This is a genomic window from Mycobacterium sp. NGS64, from assembly GCF_059812245.1.
The window spans coordinates 1,399,069-1,416,133 of the sequence record NZ_JCALCI010000001.1; the positions used below are offsets into that span (position 1 = coordinate 1,399,069).

A 17,065-nucleotide genomic window follows, 5' to 3' on the forward strand; every position below is an offset into this window, starting at 1 on the left:
CGCTCGGGTGTGAATCCTTGGCTTTCGGTGTGAGCGGGGGGCGCTAATCCGGCCGGTTTTCCGCCCTGAGCGCACACCAAAAGCCCTCAGTACACACTCACTCCGACGGCACGGCCGCGCTCGGCCGGGCGGTCTCCACGATCACGGTGGTGGCCTTGACGACGGCCACGGCGACGCTGCCGGGGCGCAGCTTGAGCTCCTCGGCCGCCGCGGTGCTCATCAGTGAGACCACGGTGTGGGGACCGCACTGCATCTCGACCTGCGTCATCACGGTGTCACTGAGGACGCTGGTGACCAGGCCGACGAACCGGTTGCGGGCCGAGCTGCCGATGCTCAGCGGGTCGGGAGGTGGGGCGGGCGCGTTTGCCCGGGAGAATTCGGCCAAGTCCTCGCTGGCGATGACCTTGCGTCCCGCCGAGTCGTGGGTGACCGACAACGTGCCCTGGTTGATCCAGCGACGGACGGTGTCGTCGCTGACTCCCAGTAGTTCAGCCGCCTGACGGATGCGCAGGTTCGGCACGATTTCGATCGTAACTGATATTTGGCTGGGTGTTAGCTGGCACATCGCTGCGTAGCCGCCGCCGACCTGCGGCTGGGCCACCGGGCCGCGACACGCGCGACACGCGGCGAAAAATCTGGTGATCCCCGGCACCCCGGCTCGCGGACGTCGGCCACCGCCGTCGGCATCGTCCGCGGCCGCCCCGGCCCCGGCCGGCTGCATGGCGCAAACCCGCAGGTAGAGCGCCTTATTCGGGCGGTCGCACGGGCGTCCCCGCGACCGAATCGGGGCGGCGTCGGGCCCGCCCCCGCAAGGCCCCTCGGCGGTCGGCCGGGCGGCCCACGCTGCACATTTGCACAATTAACCAGGGGGTCGGGTTAGATTTCGTCAGGAAGGCTGAGTACGGTCATCTCCGCTGGCTGAAGTACCCGGCAGAGACAAAACGAGATCGATTATCGATTGATCAGATACGGAGGAATCGTGGCCCTTCCCCAGTTGACCGACGAGCAGCGCGCGGCCGCGTTGGAGAAGGCGGCCGCCGCACGTCGAGCGCGAGCAGAGCTCAAGGATCGCCTCAAGCGCGGTGGCACCAACCTCACCCAGGTGCTCAAGGACGCCGAAAGCGATGAAGTCCTTGGCAAGATGAAGGTGTCTGCGCTGCTCGAGGCCTTGCCGAAGGTGGGCAAGGTCAAGGCGCAGGAGATCATGACCGAGCTGGAGATCGCCCCCACCCGCCGCCTGCGCGGCCTCGGGGACCGGCAGCGCAAGGCTCTGCTGGAAAAGTTCGGCTCCTAACCCGACACCGCGACCATGCAGGCCGAACGGCCTGTTGGGGGCACCGACCCAGGAGCGCCAGTGAGCGCCGGCGGGGGGCCGGACGTCGCACGGGGGGCACGCCCTGAGCCGCCAGGCAGGGGGCGTGTGGTCGTGCTGTCCGGTCCCTCCGCGGTCGGCAAGTCGACGGTGGTCCGGTGTCTGCGTGAGCGGATCCCCAACCTGCAGTTCAGCGTCTCGGCCACCACCCGGGCCCCGCGGCCCGGCGAGGTCGACGGCGTCGACTATCACTTCGTCACCCCCGCCCGCTTCCAGCAGCTGATCGACGAGGGCGCCCTGCTGGAGTGGGCCGAGATCCACGGCGGGCTGCACCGGTCGGGCACGCTGGCCGAGCCGGTGCGGGCCGCCACCGCGTCCGGGCTGCCGGTGCTCATCGAGGTCGACCTGGCCGGCGCCAGGGCGGTCAAGAAGGCGATGCCCGAGGCGCTCACGGTGTTCCTGGCGCCGCCCAGCTGGGAGGACTTGGAGGCCAGGCTGATCGGCCGGGGCACCGAGACACCGGAGGCCGTCCGGCGCCGCCTCGACACCGCCCGCACCGAGATGGCGGCGCAAAACGACTTCGACGAGGTGGTCGTCAACAGTCGATTGGAGTCTGCGTGCGCCGAATTGGTATCCTTGCTGGTGGGAACTGCGCCGGGCCCGGCATGAACCGCCTGACCAGACCAGATTCAAGCATCGAAGTTCTCTAGCCGTACCGCACGGCTCTATCCGCCAGGAGACTGACCTACGTGAGCATTCCCCAGTCCGACGCGTCGCTGACCGCCGTGGACCAGTTCGACCCGTCGGCAGGAGCCCAGGGCGCCTACGACACCCCGCTGGGCATCACCAACCCGCCCATCGACGAGCTGCTGGACCGCGTGTCCAGCAAGTACGCCCTGGTCATCTACGCGGCCAAGCGGGCCCGTCAGATCAACGATTACTACAACCAGCTCGGCGAGGGCATCCTCGAGTACGTCGGCCCGCTCGTCGAGCCGGGTCTGCAGGAAAAGCCGTTGTCCATCGCGCTGCGCGAGATCCACGCCGACCTGCTCGAGCACACCGAGGGCGAGTAACGGACCGGGCGCGGTGGAGAGCAAGCGGGTCGTCGTAGGAGTTTCCGGGGGCATCGCCGCCTACAAGGCATGCACCGTCGTACGGCAGCTCGCCGAAGCCGGCCACCAGGTCCGCGTCATCCCCACCGAATCGGCGCTGCGCTTCGTCGGCGCCGCCACATTCGAGGCGCTGTCCGGCCAGCCGGTCCGCACCGGCGTCTTCGACGACGTGCCCGAGGTGCCGCACGTCCAGCTCGGCAAGGAGGCCGACCTGGTCGTCGTGGCGCCCGCCACCGCCGACCTGCTGGCCAGGGCCGTCTCCGGCCGCGCCGACGACCTGTTGACCGCGACCCTGCTGACCGCCCGGTGCCCGGTGCTGTTCGCCCCGGCGATGCACACCGAGATGTGGTTGCACCCGGCCACCGTCGACAACGTGGCCACATTGCGGCGCCGCGGGGCCGTCGTGCTCGAACCCGCCTACGGACGCCTCACGGGCACCGACAGCGGCGCCGGACGGCTGCCCGAGGCCGAGGAGATCACCACGCTGGCCCAGCTGCTGCTGGAGCGCCACGACGCCCTGCCCTACGACCTCGCCGGCCGCCGGGTGCTGGTCACCGCCGGCGGCACCCGCGAACCGATCGACCCGGTGCGCTTCATCGGCAACCGCAGCTCCGGCAAGCAGGGCTACGCGGTGGCGCGGGTCGCCGCCCAGCGCGGCGCCGAGGTCACCCTGATCGCCGGGCACACCGCCGGGCTGATCGACCCCGCCGGCGTCAACGTGGTGCACGTCAGCTCGGCCGAGCAGCTCGGCGAGGCGGTGTCCAAGCACGCCCCCGAGGCGGACGTGCTGGTGATGGCGGCGGCGGTCGCCGACTTCCGGCCCGCGCGGGTTGCCACCGCGAAGATCAAAAAGGGCCCGGACGTCGCGGAGGAGCCGACGATCGAGCTGGTCCGCAACGACGACGTGCTCGCCGGCGCGGTGCGGGCCCGCACACACGGGCAGCTGCCCAACATGCGGGCCATCGTGGGTTTTGCCGCCGAGACCGGCGACGCCAACGGCGACGTTTTGTTCCACGCGCGAGAAAAGCTGCGGCGCAAGGGTTGTGACCTGCTCGTCGTCAACGCCGTCGGCGATAACAAGGCGTTCGAGGTGGACAGCAACGACGGCTGGTTGCTGGCATCCGACGGCGCCGAGTCGGCGCTGCCACACGGCTCCAAGACGCTGATGGCCAGTCGTATCGTGGACGCAATCGTCGCGTTCCTGCACGGCCACAGCGGGTAGCAGGGTTTACTTCGCTTCGGCGCCCGCACGGGTGCCGGATGACGCCAGAAGATATAATTCGACTAACTAATTATTGGAAGGATCGGGATTGTGAGCGAAAAGGGTCGTCTGTTTACCAGTGAGTCGGTGACCGAAGGGCATCCCGACAAGATCTGTGACGCGATCAGCGACTCGGTCCTCGACGCGCTTCTGGCGGGGGACCCCCGCTCGCGGGTGGCGGTCGAAACGCTCGTGACCACCGGGCAGGTGCACGTGGTGGGTGAGGTGACGACGTCGGCCAAGGAGGCCTTCGCCGACATCACCAACACGGTGCGCGCCCGCATCCTCGACATCGGCTACGACTCGTCGGACAAGGGCTTCGACGGGGCGTCGTGCGGGGTGAACATCGGCATCGGCCGTCAGTCGCCCGACATCGCCCAGGGCGTCGACACCGCGCACGAGACGCGCGTCGAGGGCGCCGCCGACCCGCTCGACGCCCAGGGCGCCGGTGACCAGGGCCTGATGTTCGGCTACGCGATCAACGACACCCCGGAGCTGATGCCCCTTCCCATCGCGCTGGCGCACCGCCTGTCGCGCAAGCTGACCGAGGTCCGCAAGAACGGCACGCTGGGATACTTGCGCCCCGACGGCAAGACCCAGGTCACCATCGCCTACGAGGACGACGTCCCGGTGCGGCTGGACACCGTGGTGGTCTCCACCCAGCACGCCGACGGCATCGACCTGGAGCAGACGCTGGACCCCGACATCCGCACGCACGTGCTCAACGCCGTGCTCGACGAGCTGGCCCACGACACCCTGGACTCGTCGGCGACCCGGGTGCTGGTGAACCCGACCGGCAAATTTGTCGTCGGCGGGCCGATGGGCGACGCGGGCCTGACCGGTCGCAAGATCATCGTCGACACCTACGGCGGCTGGGCCCGCCACGGCGGCGGCGCCTTCTCCGGCAAGGATCCGTCCAAGGTGGACCGGTCGGCGGCGTACGCGATGCGCTGGGTGGCCAAGAACATCGTCGCCGCCGGGCTGGCGGAGCGGGTCGAGGTGCAGGTGGCCTACGCCATCGGCAAGGCCGCCCCGGTCGGGCTGTTCATCGAGACGTTCGGCACCGCGACCGTCGACCCGGTCAAGATCGAGAAGATCGTGCCTGAGGTGTTCGACCTGCGGCCTGGCGCCATCATCCGCGACCTGGACCTGCTGCGCCCGATCTACGCGCAGACCGCCGCCTACGGGCACTTCGGCCGCACCGACGTCGAGCTGCCGTGGGAGCAGCTCAACATGGTCGACGAGCTCAAGCGCGCGATCTAGGCGGCCCGTCAGAGCCGCAGGAAACCGGATTCGCCGACGCCCAAGTTGGCGAAACCGGTATTGCCCTGGTCGAAGGGGTAGCCGCCACCGGTGTTGAAGAAGCCGGTGTTGTTGCCCAGGCCCGAGTTGAAAAATCCCGTGTTGCCGCCCACGCCCGAGTCGGTGTTCCAGAAGCCCGTGTGGTTGCCGTTGACCCCGGAATTGCCGATGCCGGTGTTGTAGTCGCCGGTGCCGGAGTTGGCGATGCCGGTGTAGAAGCTGCCGCTGCCCGAGTTTTCGAAGCCCACGGCGAATTGGCCGCTGCCGGAGTTGAAGAAGCCCATGTTGTTGCCGCCCGCGCCGCTGTTGCCGAAGCCCGAGTTGAGGCCGCCACTGGCGGTGTTGTAAAAGCCGGAGTTGTAGTCGCTGGTGTTGAAGAAGCCCGAATCGCCCGTGCCGGTGTTGCCGAAGCCCGAGCTGCTCACCACACCGGTCAGGTCCTCGGTGCGGCCCCAGCCCGTGTCCAGGTTGCCGCTGTTGAACAGCCCGGTGTTGGTGTTGCCCGCGTTGAAGAACCCGGTGTTGGTGTTGCCCGCGTTGAACGATCCGGTGTTGTCGCAGCCCGTGTTGAAGTCGCCCACGTTCTGGTCGCCACCGTTGAAGCTGCCCATGTTGTACGCGCCGGAGTTGCCGACGCCGATGTTGTTGTAACCGCCGTTGAGGTAGCCGATGCTGCCATTCGATCCGTTGAGATCGCCGATGTTGTTTTGGCCGGCGTTCCACGAGCCGACGTTGCTGTCGCCGGGGTTGCCGACGCCCACGTTCTGCAGGCCGGAGTTGAAAAAGCCCGCGTTGGAGTAGCCGGCGTTCCACAACCCGGTGTTGGTGTTGCCGGTGTTGCCGATGCCGGTGTTGGCGTGGCCCGAGTTGAACAGGCCACAGTTGTGGGCGCCGCTGTTGAACAGGCCGGTGTTGCCGCTGCCCGAGTTGAACACGCCGACGTTGCCGGTGCCGGAGTTGAACAGCCCGACGTTGCCGCTGCCGGAGTTGAGCCCACCGAACGTGAACCGACCCGTCGCGGTGTCGTAATAGGTGCCGCCGACGCCGATTTCGTTGTTGCCGGTGAGCCCCAGGCCGACGTTGTTGTTGCCGGTGTTGCCCAGGCCGACGTTGTTGTTGCCGGCGTTACCCCAGCCCACGTTGCCGACGCTGCCGTTGGCGTTGAGGCCGCCAAGGCCGACCAGGTTGTTGCCGTTGAGCCCGATGCCGATGTTGTTGTTGCCGTAGTTGCCCACACCGAGGTTGTTGTTGCCCAGGTTTCCCATGCCCACGTTGGTGCTGCCCCAGTTGCCGTTGCCGACGTTGCCGCCGCCGAGGTTGCCGGCGCCGAGGTTGCCGTCGCCGACGTTGCCGCCGCCCACGTTGTTGGTGCCGTTGTTGCCGCCGCCCAGGTTGCTGTTGCCGAGCCCCAACAGGCCCTGGGCCTCGGCGCCGGCGTACGCCGCGGAGTTCGCGGCCAGGTCCTGCACGAACCACTGATGAAACGCCGCGGCCTCTGCGCTCAGCGCCTGATAGGCCTGGGCATGGCCGGAGAAGACCGATGCGACGGCCGCCGACACCGCGTCCGCGCCGGCGGCCAGCACCTGAGTGGTCGGGACGGCCGCGGCGGCGTTGGCGGCGCTGATCCTCGACCCGATGCCGGCAATGTCCGTTGCGGCCGCACTGACGAGCTCCGGTGTGACGAACACAAACGACATCGTCGGTCCCTTTCCGTCACCCCCGTTTGCTCAACATCGGTAGGAGCGGGAAAAGCGTTACGGTCGGGGCAGCGGATGGTCGGCGTCCAGCGCGGGCAGCCCGTCGATGCTGCGCCGGTTGCGGTTGACCAGGCGCGCGAACTTCTCGTCGGAGGCCTGCGCGTGGTGGGCGTCGAGCACCGGCCGCTCGTCGACGAGCTCGTAGTAGGGCACCGCGAAGCCGCAGGCGTCGGCGATGCGTTCGACGTCGACGACGATGACGGCGCGGACGCCGGCGTGCGAGTCGCCGAAACGCGTTAGCAGGTCGGCGAATTCGGCGTCATCCGGGCGCACGACGCGCCCGGCGCCGAATAGCCGCAGGATCCGCGAGTTGCGGGTGAACGAGCAGAACATGATCGTGATCCGCCCGTTGTCGCGCAGGTGCGCGATCGTTTCCACGCCGCTGCCGAACAGATCGACGTACGCGACGGTGTGCTCGTCCAGCACCGCGAAGGTGTCGCGATAGCCCTTGGGGGAGAGGTTGATTCGGCCGCCCTCGGAGGGCGCCGTGGCGACGAAGAATACGGCCTGACCCGAAATGAAATCGGTCAGCGACTCATCGATGCGCGAAAACTCTTTTGCCACGCGGGAAAGCGTAGCGTCGTCGGCCCCGCGCTGTCGCCGGGTTTTAGCGCGGCCAAACTGATGTCGCCGCCGTAGAAGTCGAGCACCCGGGGATCCATCACCCGCCGCCACAGCGGCGGAATCAGCGCCAGCAGCAGCATGGCGCTGTAGCCGCTGGGCAGCTGCGGTGCGTCATCGACGTGGCGAAGCACCTGGTAGGGACGCAGTGGGTTTGCGTGATGGTCGGAATGACGCTGCAGGTGGAAGAGCAGGACGTTGGTGATCACCGTGCTGCTGTTCCAGCTGTGCGCCGGGCGCACCCGTTCGTAGCGGCCGTTGGGCAGCAGCTGGCGTCGCAGCCCGTAATGCTCCATGTAGTTGACCGTCTCGAGCAGGCTGAAGCCCACGATCGCCTGGACGATCAGCCACGGCAGCACGACGGGACCGAACCATACCGAAAGCACCGTGAACAGCGCGCCGCTGATCAGCCACGCATTCAGTATGTCGTTGTCCAGCGTCCAGCGAGGTTTGCCCATCCCGGCCAGCCGGGCCGTCTCGAGGCGCCAGGCGGAGCGCAGGCCCCCGGTCACCGACCGGGGCAGGAACGCGTAGAGGCCCTCGCCGAATCGGGCGCTGGCGGGGTCCTCGGCGGTCGCCACCCGGACGTGGTGTCCGCGGTTGTGTTCGACGTAGAAATGCCCGTAGCAGGTCTGTGCGAGCGCGACCTTGCTCAACCGTCGTTCGGATCGCTCGCGCGTGTGCCCCAATTCGTGGGCGGCGTTGATGGCCAGTCCGCCGATCAGGCCGACGGTCGTCACCAGCCCCAGCTTGTCGACGAAACCCATTGTGAGCCAACCGCCACCGCTCCACAGCCAACAGGCGAAGACCAGTGAGAGGTATTGGTTGGGCAGATAGAGGTAGGTGGCCCAGCGGTAAAACCGGTCGGTCGCCAGCCAGGCCAGCACGCTCTCACCGGGAGTCTGCGAGTCCGGCCCGACCAGATGGTCGACGACGGGAATGACCACGAACGCCAGGATGGGAACGGTCCACCAGAACACGCCGAGCCCCGTGACGCGCACCGCCAGCCAGGACGGGAACACCAGCGCCGGGACGGCCGCCGCGAGCAGCCAGAGGTAGCGCTTCGGCCTGGTCCAGCCCGCGGCCCGAAATGGTACGTCCGTACCAGCACATGCAGGAAGTCCAATTCGCAGCGGAAAACCTGTCATGGATACAAACAGTAGCGTATTTAACGTACCGAAGGTATGCTTAGAGCCCAGTTAGTTAAATCACAGTTCGTTATAAAACCGCACGATCGGAGAGGCGGCCTAGTAAATGGCTTTCTCGCGGAGACGTTTCCTGGGTGCCGCCGCGGGCGTCACCGCCGGCGCCCTCGGCGCGGGGGCGGTGGAGTTCGGCATCCGGAACGCCTCCGCGACCGCCGCCCTGCGGCCCCACTACCAGGCCATTGTGGTCGGCAGCGGGTACGGCGGCGGGGTGTCGGCCCTGCGGCTCGCCCAGGCCGGCATCCAGACGCTGATCCTGGAGAAGGGTAGGTGGTGGAACACCCCGGACGCGGACGGCAAGCGCTTTTCGCGGATGGTTCCCGCGGACAACCGCGCGGGGTGGTTCACGTCGGTCCCGCCCAGCCTGGTGCCGTCGTATCGGGGCGTGTCGATCGCCCAGGTGGCTCAGCACATGCCGTCCACGCAACCGGTCCAGGCCGGAATCTGCGACAAGGCGGTCCACGGCGCGCACACGGTGTTCCGCGGGACGGCCGTCGGCGGTGGCTCGATGATCAACGCCGCGATCGCCGCCATCCCGACGCCGGACCAGGTCCGCACCGCCTTCCCGGACATCGACCCCGGCGCGTTCCTGGGCACCTACATCGAACGCGCCAAGTCCATGCTGCGGATCAGCTACCGCGACATGGACTGGTTCGAGCAGACGCCGTGGTTCCAGTACGCCAGGGTCGGCCGCCGGTACGCCGAAGCGGCCGGCTACCGGGTGGACTACAACGGCAGCGCGTATTCGTTCGACTACATGAAGCAGGAAGAGGCCGAACGGGTTCCACGCTCGGCGTTGAACTTCGAGCAGCAGTACGGCAACAACTACGGGCGGGTCGGCAGCGTCGATGCGACCTACATCGCGGCCGCGCTGGCGACGGGCAAGGCCACGCTGCGGCCGCTCACCGAGGTGACCGGCATCCGGCGCGAGCGCTCGGGCGAATACGTGGTGTCCACCCGCGAGATCGACCGGTTCGGCAAGGAGCTCGCTCGCGCCGAAATCGGCTGTGACCAGCTACATCTGGGCGCCGGCGTGCTCGGCACCACCGAGCTGTTGCTGCGCGCCCGCGAGAGGGGGACGCTGCCCCACCTGAACGACGAGATCGGCCGCGGATACGGGAACAACGGGGACATCATGGTCTCCCACATGCTGCAACCCGGTGATCCGGCCGGCACCCAGCAGTCCCTGCTGGGGATGATCAACCTCGACGGCCGCGACGATCCCGACAACCCGGTGTACGCGAGCATGTTCTCGCTTCCGCTTCCCGTGGAGACGCTCGCGCTGGGCTACTACGTCATGGTGCGCACCGGGGACCGCGCGGAGATCACCTACGACCGGACGAAGGACTCGATCGCCATCGACTGGCCGGAGGGCCACACGGATCACCTGCGCGAGAAGGCCCGGTTCGTCTTCGACAAGGTGACGCAGGCCAACGGCGTGGACTACCGCGACGACCTCTTCGAAGGAACGGCATTCGCGCCCAACACCGTTCACCCGATGGGCGGCGTGGTCCGGGGCAGGGCCACCGACGGCTACGGCCGGGTGAAGGGCTACGACAAGCTGTACGTCAACGACGCGTCGCTGCTGCCCGGCTACCTGGGCTGCAACCCGTTCATGTCCATCACCGCGCTCGCGGAGCGCAACATCGAGGGGATCCTGCAGGGGCGCGCCTGACCCCTCACGCGGTGAAGCGATAGTCGTCGAGGTCGAAATGCCGGCTGCGCCATTGGGTTTCCAACGTGGTCGCCGGACGCAGCGGGACGTCGCCGTTCTTGTCGAAGTAGTAGCTGTTGGCCAGCTTGCAGCTGTCCTGCCAGAAGATCTGCCGGTGGCGCTTGCGCATCATCTCGGCGAAGTACCGGGCATTGGCCTCCGCGGTCACCTCGACGCGGGTCGCGCCGTCGCGCCGGGCCCGCTTGAGGCAGCGCACGATGTGATGCGTCTGCGTCTCGATGAGGGCGAAATACGACGAACCGACGTAGCCATAGGGGCCGAAAACGGTGAACAGGTTGGGGAATCCGGGGACGCTGACGCCCTCGTAGGCCTGCAGGCGGTTTTCGTCCCAGAACCGGCTCAAGGACACCCCGCCGCTCCCGGTCACCGAGAAGGTGGGCACGTTGTCGGTGTCCATCACCTTGAAGCCGGTGGCCAGTATCAGCACGTCGACCTCGTGGGCCTCGCCGTCGGTGGTGGCGACCGCGGCGGGCGTGATCTTATCGATCGGCTCGGTGACCAGCCGCACGTTGTCGCGGTTGAACGTGGCCAGGTAGTCGTTGTGGAAGCCGGGTCGCTTGCAGCCGACGGCGTAGCGCGGGGTGAGTTTCTCGCGCAGCACGGGGTCGTTGACCTGCTGGCGCAAATAGCGCTTGCCGGCCGACCCCATCCTGCGCGCGAGCGGGAACACCGTGAAGTACTGCGCCGCGAGCGAGAACGTCAGCTCGACGAAAACCTGGCTCAGCAGCCGCTGCACGACCTTGCCCCCGGGTATCCGCATCGCCCAGCGCGCGGCGGCGGGAAGCGGCACGTCGAACTTGGGGAAGCACCAGATCGGGGTGCGCTGAAACACGGTGAGCTGCGAGACGATCGGCGCGATCTCGGGGATGACCTGTACGGCCGACGCACCGGTGCCGATGATCGCGACGCGCTTGCCGGTGAGGTCCTGGTGGTGGTCCCAGCGCGCGGTGTGCATGGTGATGCCGGCGAAGGAGTCTACACCGTCGATGTCGGGCAGCTTCGGCACGGTTAGCACCCCGCAGGCGCTGATCAGGAACCGGGCCGTCAGTTCCCCGCCCGGATCGGTCTGCACCCGCCACAGGTGGTTTTCGTCGTCGAACTCGGCGGCAAGGACCTTGGTGTTGAACCGGATTCGCGACCGGATGCCGTATTTGTCGACGCAGTGTTCGGCGTACGCCTTGAGCTCGTTGCCCGGAGCGTAGGTCCGCGACCAGCGCGGGCTCTGCTCGAACGAGTACTGATAGGAGAACGACGGAATGTCGACGGCGATGCCGGGGTAGGTGTTCCAGTACCAGGTGCCGCCGACCCCGTCGCCGGCCTCGATCACGAGGTAGTTGGACATGCCGGCCATGTCCAGCTTGATCGCGGCGCCGATGCCGGAGAATCCGGCGCCGACGATCAGCGTCTCGTAGTCCGGGGTCTTCAAACCTGGTGAGCTCATGCGCGCCTGCTTCCGATGACGGGTACCCCGCGCTTGGGCCGCAGGGTCAGCGTTGCCTCGAGTTCTATCGCGGCGCCGGGCGCGAGGTCAAAGGTGAAGCGCTGACTCATGATGGCCGCCATCAGCACCATCTCCATCAGCGCGAAGCTCTGCCCGATGCAGATGCGCCGGCCGCCGCCGAACGGCAGGTATGCCGAGCGGTGGCGGCCCTTCGGCGAAGGGCAAAACCTGTTGGGATCGAAGGTGTCCGGGTCGGGCCACCAGCGCGGGTCGTGGTGAATGTGGTGGATCGGGATGAGGACGGTGGTGCCGCGGCGGATGTGGTGTCCGCCGACGACGTCGTCCTCGATGGCCCGGCGCGAGATGGTCCACACCGCGGAGAAGTAGCGCTGCGATTCCTGCAGGCACGCGGTCGTCCAGGGCAACCGGCCCAGGTCGTCGGCGGTTGGGCGGCGCGCTCCCAACACCTCGTCGACCTCGGCGAGCATCCGGTCGCGTGCATCGGGGTGCTGCGCCATCAGGTACCAGAACCACGACATGGCGTTCGCCGTGGTTTCATGGCCGGCGAGCATGAAGGTCAGGGCCTCGTCGCGCACCCGCTGGCGCGGCCAACTTCCGCCGTCGGCGCGCAGCAGCACGTTGAGCAGGTCGGGGGACTCGCTCGGGTGGCGCAGCCGGTGGTCGATCACGTCGTTGACCGCGCGGTCGAGGGTCAGCGTGATGTCCTGCATGTCGCGCAACGGCGGTGGCATGCGAACCCCCGAGAACGCCAACCGGTGCAGCGCGTCGTAGACCGGCGGCGGCATGAGGCCCCACAACCCGAGTCGCTGCAGCCGCTCGGCATGCCGCAGCCCGCGCGTCGTCAGGGCGTTCATGCTCTGTACCAACGGCCCGAAGTCCTGGCTGAACAGCGAATTGGCGACCACGCGCAGCGTCGCCTCGACCATCGTCTCGTGGATGTCGAACCGGGTGCCCGCCGGCAGCGCATCGGTGACGGCGGTGATCGGGTCGATCATCAGGTCGACGATGCCGTTCAGGTGGCGCCGGGCGAAGGTCGGGTTCAGGGTGCCGCGGTGCGCCGCCCAGGAGTCGCCCTCGTCGGTGAGCAGGTTGATGCCCGCGATGGCCCGGATGGGCTCGTACTCGTTCGACTTGACATACTTCAGGCGGGCCTCGTGCAGCACATGATCGACGTAATCGGGATGGCTGAGCGAAACGAAACGCCTACCGGCGCTGCGAAATCGGGCGATATCACTGCCAAGCACCCGGCCCATGAACCCGTTGCTCACGTCGAATCCGATGGTGAGGGCCTCGCGGGTCATCGTCCAGGAATTCAGCCGGGTGGCCGGTCCCGCGGCCGGGCGCTGTGCGCTGAGGGTCGCCATGCCTCAACTGTATGGATGACGCGGGCGGCTCGTAATGAGATTATCGGACAAGGAGTTGGGATTTTAGGACACGCGATGGCACACCCTCCGACGCTGAGCCACCCGGTGCATGCGACCCGGGTGTTGTGCGAGGTGGCCAACGAGCGCGGGGTTGCGACGGCCGACGTGTTGGCGGGCACCGCGATCGAGCCGGCCGACCTCGACAAGCCGGACGCCATGGTGAGCGCGGTCGACGAGATCGCGGCGGTGCGCCGGCTGCTGGCTCGCGTTCCGGATCACCGGGGCATCGGCGTGGACGTCGGAAGCCGGTCCACGCTGACGCACTTGGGGTTGTTCGGGTTTGCCGTGATGTCGTGTGGCACCCTTCGCGAATTGTTTTCCATCGCGATGCGCTACTTCGCGCTGACCACCATGCACATCCGCCTGACGCTGTTCGAAACCGCCAAGGACTGCGTGATCGAACTGGACGCCAGCCACCTGCCCGCCGACGTGCGGGGCTTCTTCATCGAGCGCGACATCGCCGGAATCATCACGACCACAGCAAGTTTCGCGATGGCGGTGGCCGAGAAATATGCCGAGGAGGTGACGGCGGAGCTGGCGGTCGACGAGGAACTGCTGCGGCCGCTGCTCGAGCTGGTGCCGGTGCACGACGTCAGGTTCGGCCGCGCACACAACCGGTTGCACTTCCCGCGGGCCATGTTCGACGAGCCCTTGCCGCAGGCCGACCGCCACACGCTGGAGATGTGCATGGCGCAGTGCGACGTGCTGATGCAGAGCAGCGAGAGCCGCCGCGGCATCACCGCGCTGGTGCGCAGCAAGCTGTTCCGCGATTCCGGCGTGTTCCCGACGCTTCCCGATGTGGCCGGCGAACTCGACATCCACCCGCGCACGCTGCGCCGGCGGCTGGCCGAGGAGGGCACGTCGTTTCGGGCCCTGCTGAACGAGGCGCGCTCGACCGTGGCGGTGGACCTGTTGCGCAACGTCGGGCTGACCGTGGAGGAGGTGTCGACGCGGCTCGGCTACACGGAGGTGTCGACGTTCTCGCACGCCTTCAGGCGTTGGTACGGCGTTGCGCCCAGCGAGTATTCGCGCTAGCGGCGATCGCGAGCGCGGCGGAGCCGGGCGAAGCGGGTCGCCGCCATCGAACCTAGCGCTAGGGGTGCAGCGCCTTGCGCAGCGCCACCAGGCCGCGGTTGGTGGCCTCGGCGGCGGCGGGGATGACCAGGGAGAAGCTGGCATACCCGTGCACCATGTCGGGCTCGTTGCTGTGTTCGGCGGGCACGCCGGCGGCGTTGAGCAGCTCTGCGTAGCGCGAGCCGTCGTCGCGCAGCGGATCGTGTTCGGCGGTCCCGATGAAGGCGGGCGGCAGACCGGAGAGGTCGTCGGCGTTGGCCGGGGCCAGCGTGATGGGTAGGGCCTTCGGGTCGGTGATGTCGAGGTCGGGCAGGTACCAGGACAGGAAGGCCTCGATGACGTCGCGGTCCAGGATGGGCGCATAAGCGTTCTCGGTGTGCGACGGCAGCGACAGGTCGGCCGTGACCGTCGGATACCACAACAACTGGAAGACCAGGTTCGGGCCGCCGTTATCGCGGGCCAGGTGGGCCATCACCGCCGCGAGGTTGCCGCCCGCCGAATCCCCGGCCACGGCAATGCGATCCGGGTCGCCGCCCAACTCGGCGGCGTGCTCGGCGACCCATTGCAGCGCGGCCCAGCAGTCGTTCACGCCGGCGGGGAACGGATGCTCGGGGGCCAGCCGGTAGTCGACCGAGACCACGATGGCCTCGGCGCCGACGGCATGCGCGCGGGCGACCGGGTCATGGGTCTCCAGGTCGCCGAGCGAGAATCCGCCGCCGTGGTAGAAGACCACGACGGGCAGGGCCTCGGCGTCGTCCGCCGGCCAGTAGATCCGCACCGGGATTTCGCTCAGGTCGCCGTATCCGATCGTCCGCTCTTCGGTCCTGATGTCCGGCAGCAGTTCCGGGGGCACCTTGAGCTGACGCAGCCTCGATCGCGCGACCTCGACGCCGTCGGCGGCGTTGAAGGTCATCGGGAACATGTCGAGCAGGGCCTTCAAAGTCGGATCGATGCCCGGTCGGGCGACGGTCGGCTCAATCATGCGTTCACCGTACGCTTCCCGGCCGTTAATGCAGGGCATTCCGCAACGCCGCGAGCCCCTTGTCCTGCGCGGCGGTGGCCGCGGGCACCACCCCGGCGTAGCCCAGGAAGCCGTGCACCATCGTCTCCGCGTTGTGCACCTCGACCGGGACGCCGGCCGCGGCCAGCAGCTCGCCGTAGCGGATGCCGTCGTCGCGCAGCGGGTCGTGACCGGCGACGCCGATGTAGGCCGGCGGCAGGTCGGCCAGGTTCTTCGCCCGCCCGGGCGCCATGCCCGGCGGCGGGTCGGCCAGGTCGACTTCGCCTGCGTACCAACGCGAGAACGCGGCGACTCCCTTCGCGTCGAGGATCGGCGCGGCGGCGTTTTCGATGAACGACGGCAGCGACGAGTCCCACATCGTCGCGGGATACCACAACAACTGGAACGCGACCGGTGGGCCGCCCTCGTCGCGGCTCCGTTGCGCGAGCACCGCGGCCATGTTCCCGCCGGCCGAATCCCCGGCGACCGCCATCCGCGTGGTGTCGGCCCCGAGCTCGGCGCCGTGCTCGGCCACCCACAACATTGCGGCCCAACCGTCTTCGACGGCGGCGGGGTAGCGGTGCTCGGGCGCCAGCCGGTAGTCGACGGACACCACGATCGCGTCGGCGCCCACCGCGTGCTGGCGGGCCGTGCCGTCGTAGGTATCGAGGTCGCCCACGACCCAGCCGCCGCCGTGGAAGAACAGCACCACGGGCGCGGCGTGCCCGGGATCGGCCGAGGGCCAATAGATCCGGATGCCGATCGCACCTTCCGGACTCGGAATGGCGCGGTCCTCGACCCGCAACTCGGGGTGCAGCGGCCGGCGCGGCAGGTCGCGGAACCGCTGCCGCGCCGCGGCGACACCATCGTCGGTTGATAGCCGGAACGGAACCGCATCCAGTACCTTCAGCAGGATGGGGTCGATACCAGGCTTTTCAGGGTTTCCACGGCTTCCCGGATTTTCCGCGGTCGTGTCCAAGCTGGGCATGGAAGTACCGTACGCACCTCGCCTGGTGTCCGGCGGTTGGGTGGTGGCCGGCTGGGCGGGCCTCGCCTATGGGGTCTACCTGACCGTGGTCGCCCTGCGGTCGCCGCCGGGAACGGCATTGACGGGGCACTGGATCCTGCAGCCGCCGTTCAAGGCGTCGATGGCGTTGCTGCTCACCGTCGCCGCGGCGGCGCACCCCATCGTCCGCGAGCGGCGCTGGCTGATGCCCGCGCTGCTGCTGTCGGCCGTCGGCGACTGGCTGTTGGCGATCCCGTGGTGGACGATGTCGTTCGGGCTTGGGCTGGCCGCATTCCTGTTGGCGCACTTGTGTTTCCTCGGTGCCCTGATACCGCTGGCCCGCACCTCCCGGGTGCGCCTCGCCGCCGTCGCCTTGATGTGTCTGGTCTCGCTGTCGTTGCTGACGTGGTTCTGGCCGCACCTGGCCCGCGACAAGCTCACCATTCCAGTGACGCTCTACATGATCGTGCTGACCGCAATGGTCTGCATGGCGCTGTTGGCCGACCTGCCGACGATCTGGACCGCGGTGGGGGCGGTGTGTTTCGCGGCGTCGGACACGATGATCGCCATCGGCCGGTTCATCCTGTACAACGACGCGCTGTCGGTCCCGATCTGGTGGTTGTACGCTGCCGCCCAGGTCTTGATCACGGCCGGGTTCTTCTTCGGGCGCGAGGAACCGGATTACGAAACCGACTACGACTACGAGTACGAGTACGAGTACGAGACCGGGTACGAGTCGGATTACGAGTCCGAGCCCGACGAAGGCTAGTTGTCGATCCCGTTGGCTGGCAAGG

General features: G+C 68.0%; 16 protein-coding genes. 8 read left to right on the top strand and 8 right to left on the bottom strand.

What is annotated here, in order from left to right; all coding sequences use genetic code 11:
• Positions 1-97 precede the first annotated feature (97 nt).
• A complete protein-coding gene (locus tag AC5Y4S_RS07025) occupies positions 98-520 on the bottom strand; it encodes a TOBE domain-containing protein (protein WP_500031376.1) in 423 nt (140 codons plus the stop codon).
• Positions 521-979: 459 nt separating this feature from the next.
• Here AC5Y4S_RS07025 and mihF point away from each other — a divergent pair, with 459 nt between their 5' ends.
• From mihF to metK, 5 genes are all read left to right on the top strand, one after another.
• On the top strand, positions 980-1,294 hold the full coding sequence (gene mihF / locus AC5Y4S_RS07030) for an integration host factor, actinobacterial type (protein ID WP_036355303.1): 315 nt from the start codon (positions 980-982) through the stop codon (positions 1,292-1,294).
• Positions 1,295-1,354: 60 nt separating this feature from the next.
• Positions 1,355-1,981 (top strand): guanylate kinase, encoded by a 627-nt coding sequence (gene gmk, locus AC5Y4S_RS07035; RefSeq protein WP_500031378.1) that lies wholly within the window; start codon positions 1,355-1,357, stop codon positions 1,979-1,981.
• 80 nt (positions 1,982-2,061) lie between these two features.
• Positions 2,062-2,385 carry a DNA-directed RNA polymerase subunit omega gene (gene rpoZ, locus AC5Y4S_RS07040; RefSeq protein ID WP_500031381.1) on the top strand — a complete coding sequence of 108 codons (324 nt, stop codon included), beginning with the start codon at positions 2,062-2,064 and terminating at the stop codon, positions 2,383-2,385.
• A gap of 13 nt (positions 2,386-2,398) precedes the next feature.
• A complete protein-coding gene (coaBC, locus tag AC5Y4S_RS07045; RefSeq protein WP_085189504.1) occupies positions 2,399-3,646 on the top strand; it encodes a bifunctional phosphopantothenoylcysteine decarboxylase/phosphopantothenate--cysteine ligase CoaBC in 1,248 nt (415 codons plus the stop codon).
• Between the two features lie 90 nt (positions 3,647-3,736).
• Positions 3,737-4,948 carry a methionine adenosyltransferase gene (gene metK / locus AC5Y4S_RS07050; protein WP_500031388.1) on the top strand — a complete coding sequence of 404 codons (1,212 nt, stop codon included), beginning with the start codon at positions 3,737-3,739 and terminating at the stop codon, positions 4,946-4,948.
• 8 nt (positions 4,949-4,956) lie between these two features.
• Here metK and AC5Y4S_RS07055 read toward each other — a convergent pair whose 3' ends face one another.
• Genes AC5Y4S_RS07055 through AC5Y4S_RS07065 form a run of 3 tightly spaced genes read right to left on the bottom strand, consistent with a single transcriptional unit; the run spans position 4,957 to position 8,513 of the window.
• Complete coding sequence (locus AC5Y4S_RS07055; RefSeq protein ID WP_500031390.1) at positions 4,957-6,684, bottom strand: PE domain-containing protein; 1,728 nt, start codon at positions 6,682-6,684, stop codon at positions 4,957-4,959.
• A 57-nt stretch (positions 6,685-6,741) separates the two neighbouring features.
• The gene (locus tag AC5Y4S_RS07060) at positions 6,742-7,308 is read right to left on the bottom strand and encodes a pyridoxamine 5'-phosphate oxidase family protein (protein ID WP_500031392.1); all 567 of its coding nucleotides are present in this window, start codon (positions 7,306-7,308) and stop codon (positions 6,742-6,744) included.
• Positions 7,272-8,513, bottom strand: coding sequence for an alkane 1-monooxygenase (locus AC5Y4S_RS07065; RefSeq protein WP_500031398.1), 1,242 nt, complete (start codon positions 8,511-8,513; stop codon positions 7,272-7,274). Before AC5Y4S_RS07065 ends, AC5Y4S_RS07060 begins: the two co-directional genes overlap by 37 nt.
• Before the next feature lie 106 nt (positions 8,514-8,619).
• Here AC5Y4S_RS07065 and AC5Y4S_RS07070 point away from each other — a divergent pair, with 106 nt between their 5' ends.
• Positions 8,620-10,245 carry a GMC oxidoreductase gene (locus tag AC5Y4S_RS07070; protein WP_500031400.1) on the top strand — a complete coding sequence of 542 codons (1,626 nt, stop codon included), beginning with the start codon at positions 8,620-8,622 and terminating at the stop codon, positions 10,243-10,245.
• A 4-nt stretch (positions 10,246-10,249) separates the two neighbouring features.
• Here AC5Y4S_RS07070 and AC5Y4S_RS07075 read toward each other — a convergent pair whose 3' ends face one another.
• Both AC5Y4S_RS07075 and AC5Y4S_RS07080 read right to left on the bottom strand, forming a co-directional pair.
• Positions 10,250-11,746 carry a flavin-containing monooxygenase gene (locus tag AC5Y4S_RS07075; RefSeq protein ID WP_500031405.1) on the bottom strand — a complete coding sequence of 499 codons (1,497 nt, stop codon included), beginning with the start codon at positions 11,744-11,746 and terminating at the stop codon, positions 10,250-10,252.
• Entirely contained in the window at positions 11,743-13,131 is a 1,389-nt protein-coding gene (locus AC5Y4S_RS07080) for a cytochrome P450 (protein WP_500031409.1), read from the bottom strand. The genes AC5Y4S_RS07075 and AC5Y4S_RS07080 overlap by 4 nt, the downstream gene beginning before the upstream one ends.
• Positions 13,132-13,206: 75 nt before the next feature.
• On the opposite strand from AC5Y4S_RS07080, the gene AC5Y4S_RS07085 reads away from it, so the two are divergent.
• Positions 13,207-14,226, top strand: a complete 1,020-nt coding sequence (locus AC5Y4S_RS07085) for an AraC family transcriptional regulator (RefSeq protein WP_500031411.1) — start codon at positions 13,207-13,209, stop codon at positions 14,224-14,226.
• 58 nt (positions 14,227-14,284) lie between these two features.
• On the opposite strand, the gene AC5Y4S_RS07090 is transcribed toward AC5Y4S_RS07085, so the two are convergent.
• The gene (locus AC5Y4S_RS07090) at positions 14,285-15,247 is read right to left on the bottom strand and encodes an alpha/beta hydrolase (protein WP_500031413.1); all 963 of its coding nucleotides are present in this window, start codon (positions 15,245-15,247) and stop codon (positions 14,285-14,287) included.
• Between the two features lie 25 nt (positions 15,248-15,272).
• Positions 15,273-16,253, bottom strand: a complete 981-nt coding sequence (lipI, locus tag AC5Y4S_RS07095) for an esterase LipI (RefSeq protein ID WP_500031415.1) — start codon at positions 16,251-16,253, stop codon at positions 15,273-15,275.
• Between lipI and AC5Y4S_RS07100 the strand changes: the two genes are divergently transcribed.
• Positions 16,252-17,040 (top strand): lysoplasmalogenase, encoded by a 789-nt coding sequence (locus AC5Y4S_RS07100; RefSeq protein ID WP_500031417.1) that lies wholly within the window; start codon positions 16,252-16,254, stop codon positions 17,038-17,040. The two genes, lipI and AC5Y4S_RS07100, sit on opposite strands and share 2 nt — an antisense overlap.
• Positions 17,041-17,065 lie beyond the last annotated feature (25 nt).

Coding starts and splice junctions, on each gene's coding strand:
- AC5Y4S_RS07055 (WP_500031390.1), bottom strand. CDS start 6,684: ATGTCGTTTGTGTTCGTCACACCGGAGCTCGTCAGTGCGGCCGCAACG.
- lipI (WP_500031415.1), bottom strand. CDS start 16,253: ATGCCCAGCTTGGACACGACCGCGGAAAATCCGGGAAGCCGTGGAAAC.
- AC5Y4S_RS07080 (WP_500031409.1), bottom strand. CDS start 13,131: ATGGCGACCCTCAGCGCACAGCGCCCGGCCGCGGGACCGGCCACCCGG.
- AC5Y4S_RS07075 (WP_500031405.1), bottom strand. CDS start 11,746: ATGAGCTCACCAGGTTTGAAGACCCCGGACTACGAGACGCTGATCGTC.
- AC5Y4S_RS07065 (WP_500031398.1), bottom strand. CDS start 8,513: ATGACAGGTTTTCCGCTGCGAATTGGACTTCCTGCATGTGCTGGTACG.
- AC5Y4S_RS07090 (WP_500031413.1), bottom strand. CDS start 15,247: ATGATTGAGCCGACCGTCGCCCGACCGGGCATCGATCCGACTTTGAAG.
- AC5Y4S_RS07085 (WP_500031411.1), top strand. CDS start 13,207: ATGGCACACCCTCCGACGCTGAGCCACCCGGTGCATGCGACCCGGGTG.
- AC5Y4S_RS07070 (WP_500031400.1), top strand. CDS start 8,620: ATGGCTTTCTCGCGGAGACGTTTCCTGGGTGCCGCCGCGGGCGTCACC.
- AC5Y4S_RS07100 (WP_500031417.1), top strand. CDS start 16,252: ATGGAAGTACCGTACGCACCTCGCCTGGTGTCCGGCGGTTGGGTGGTG.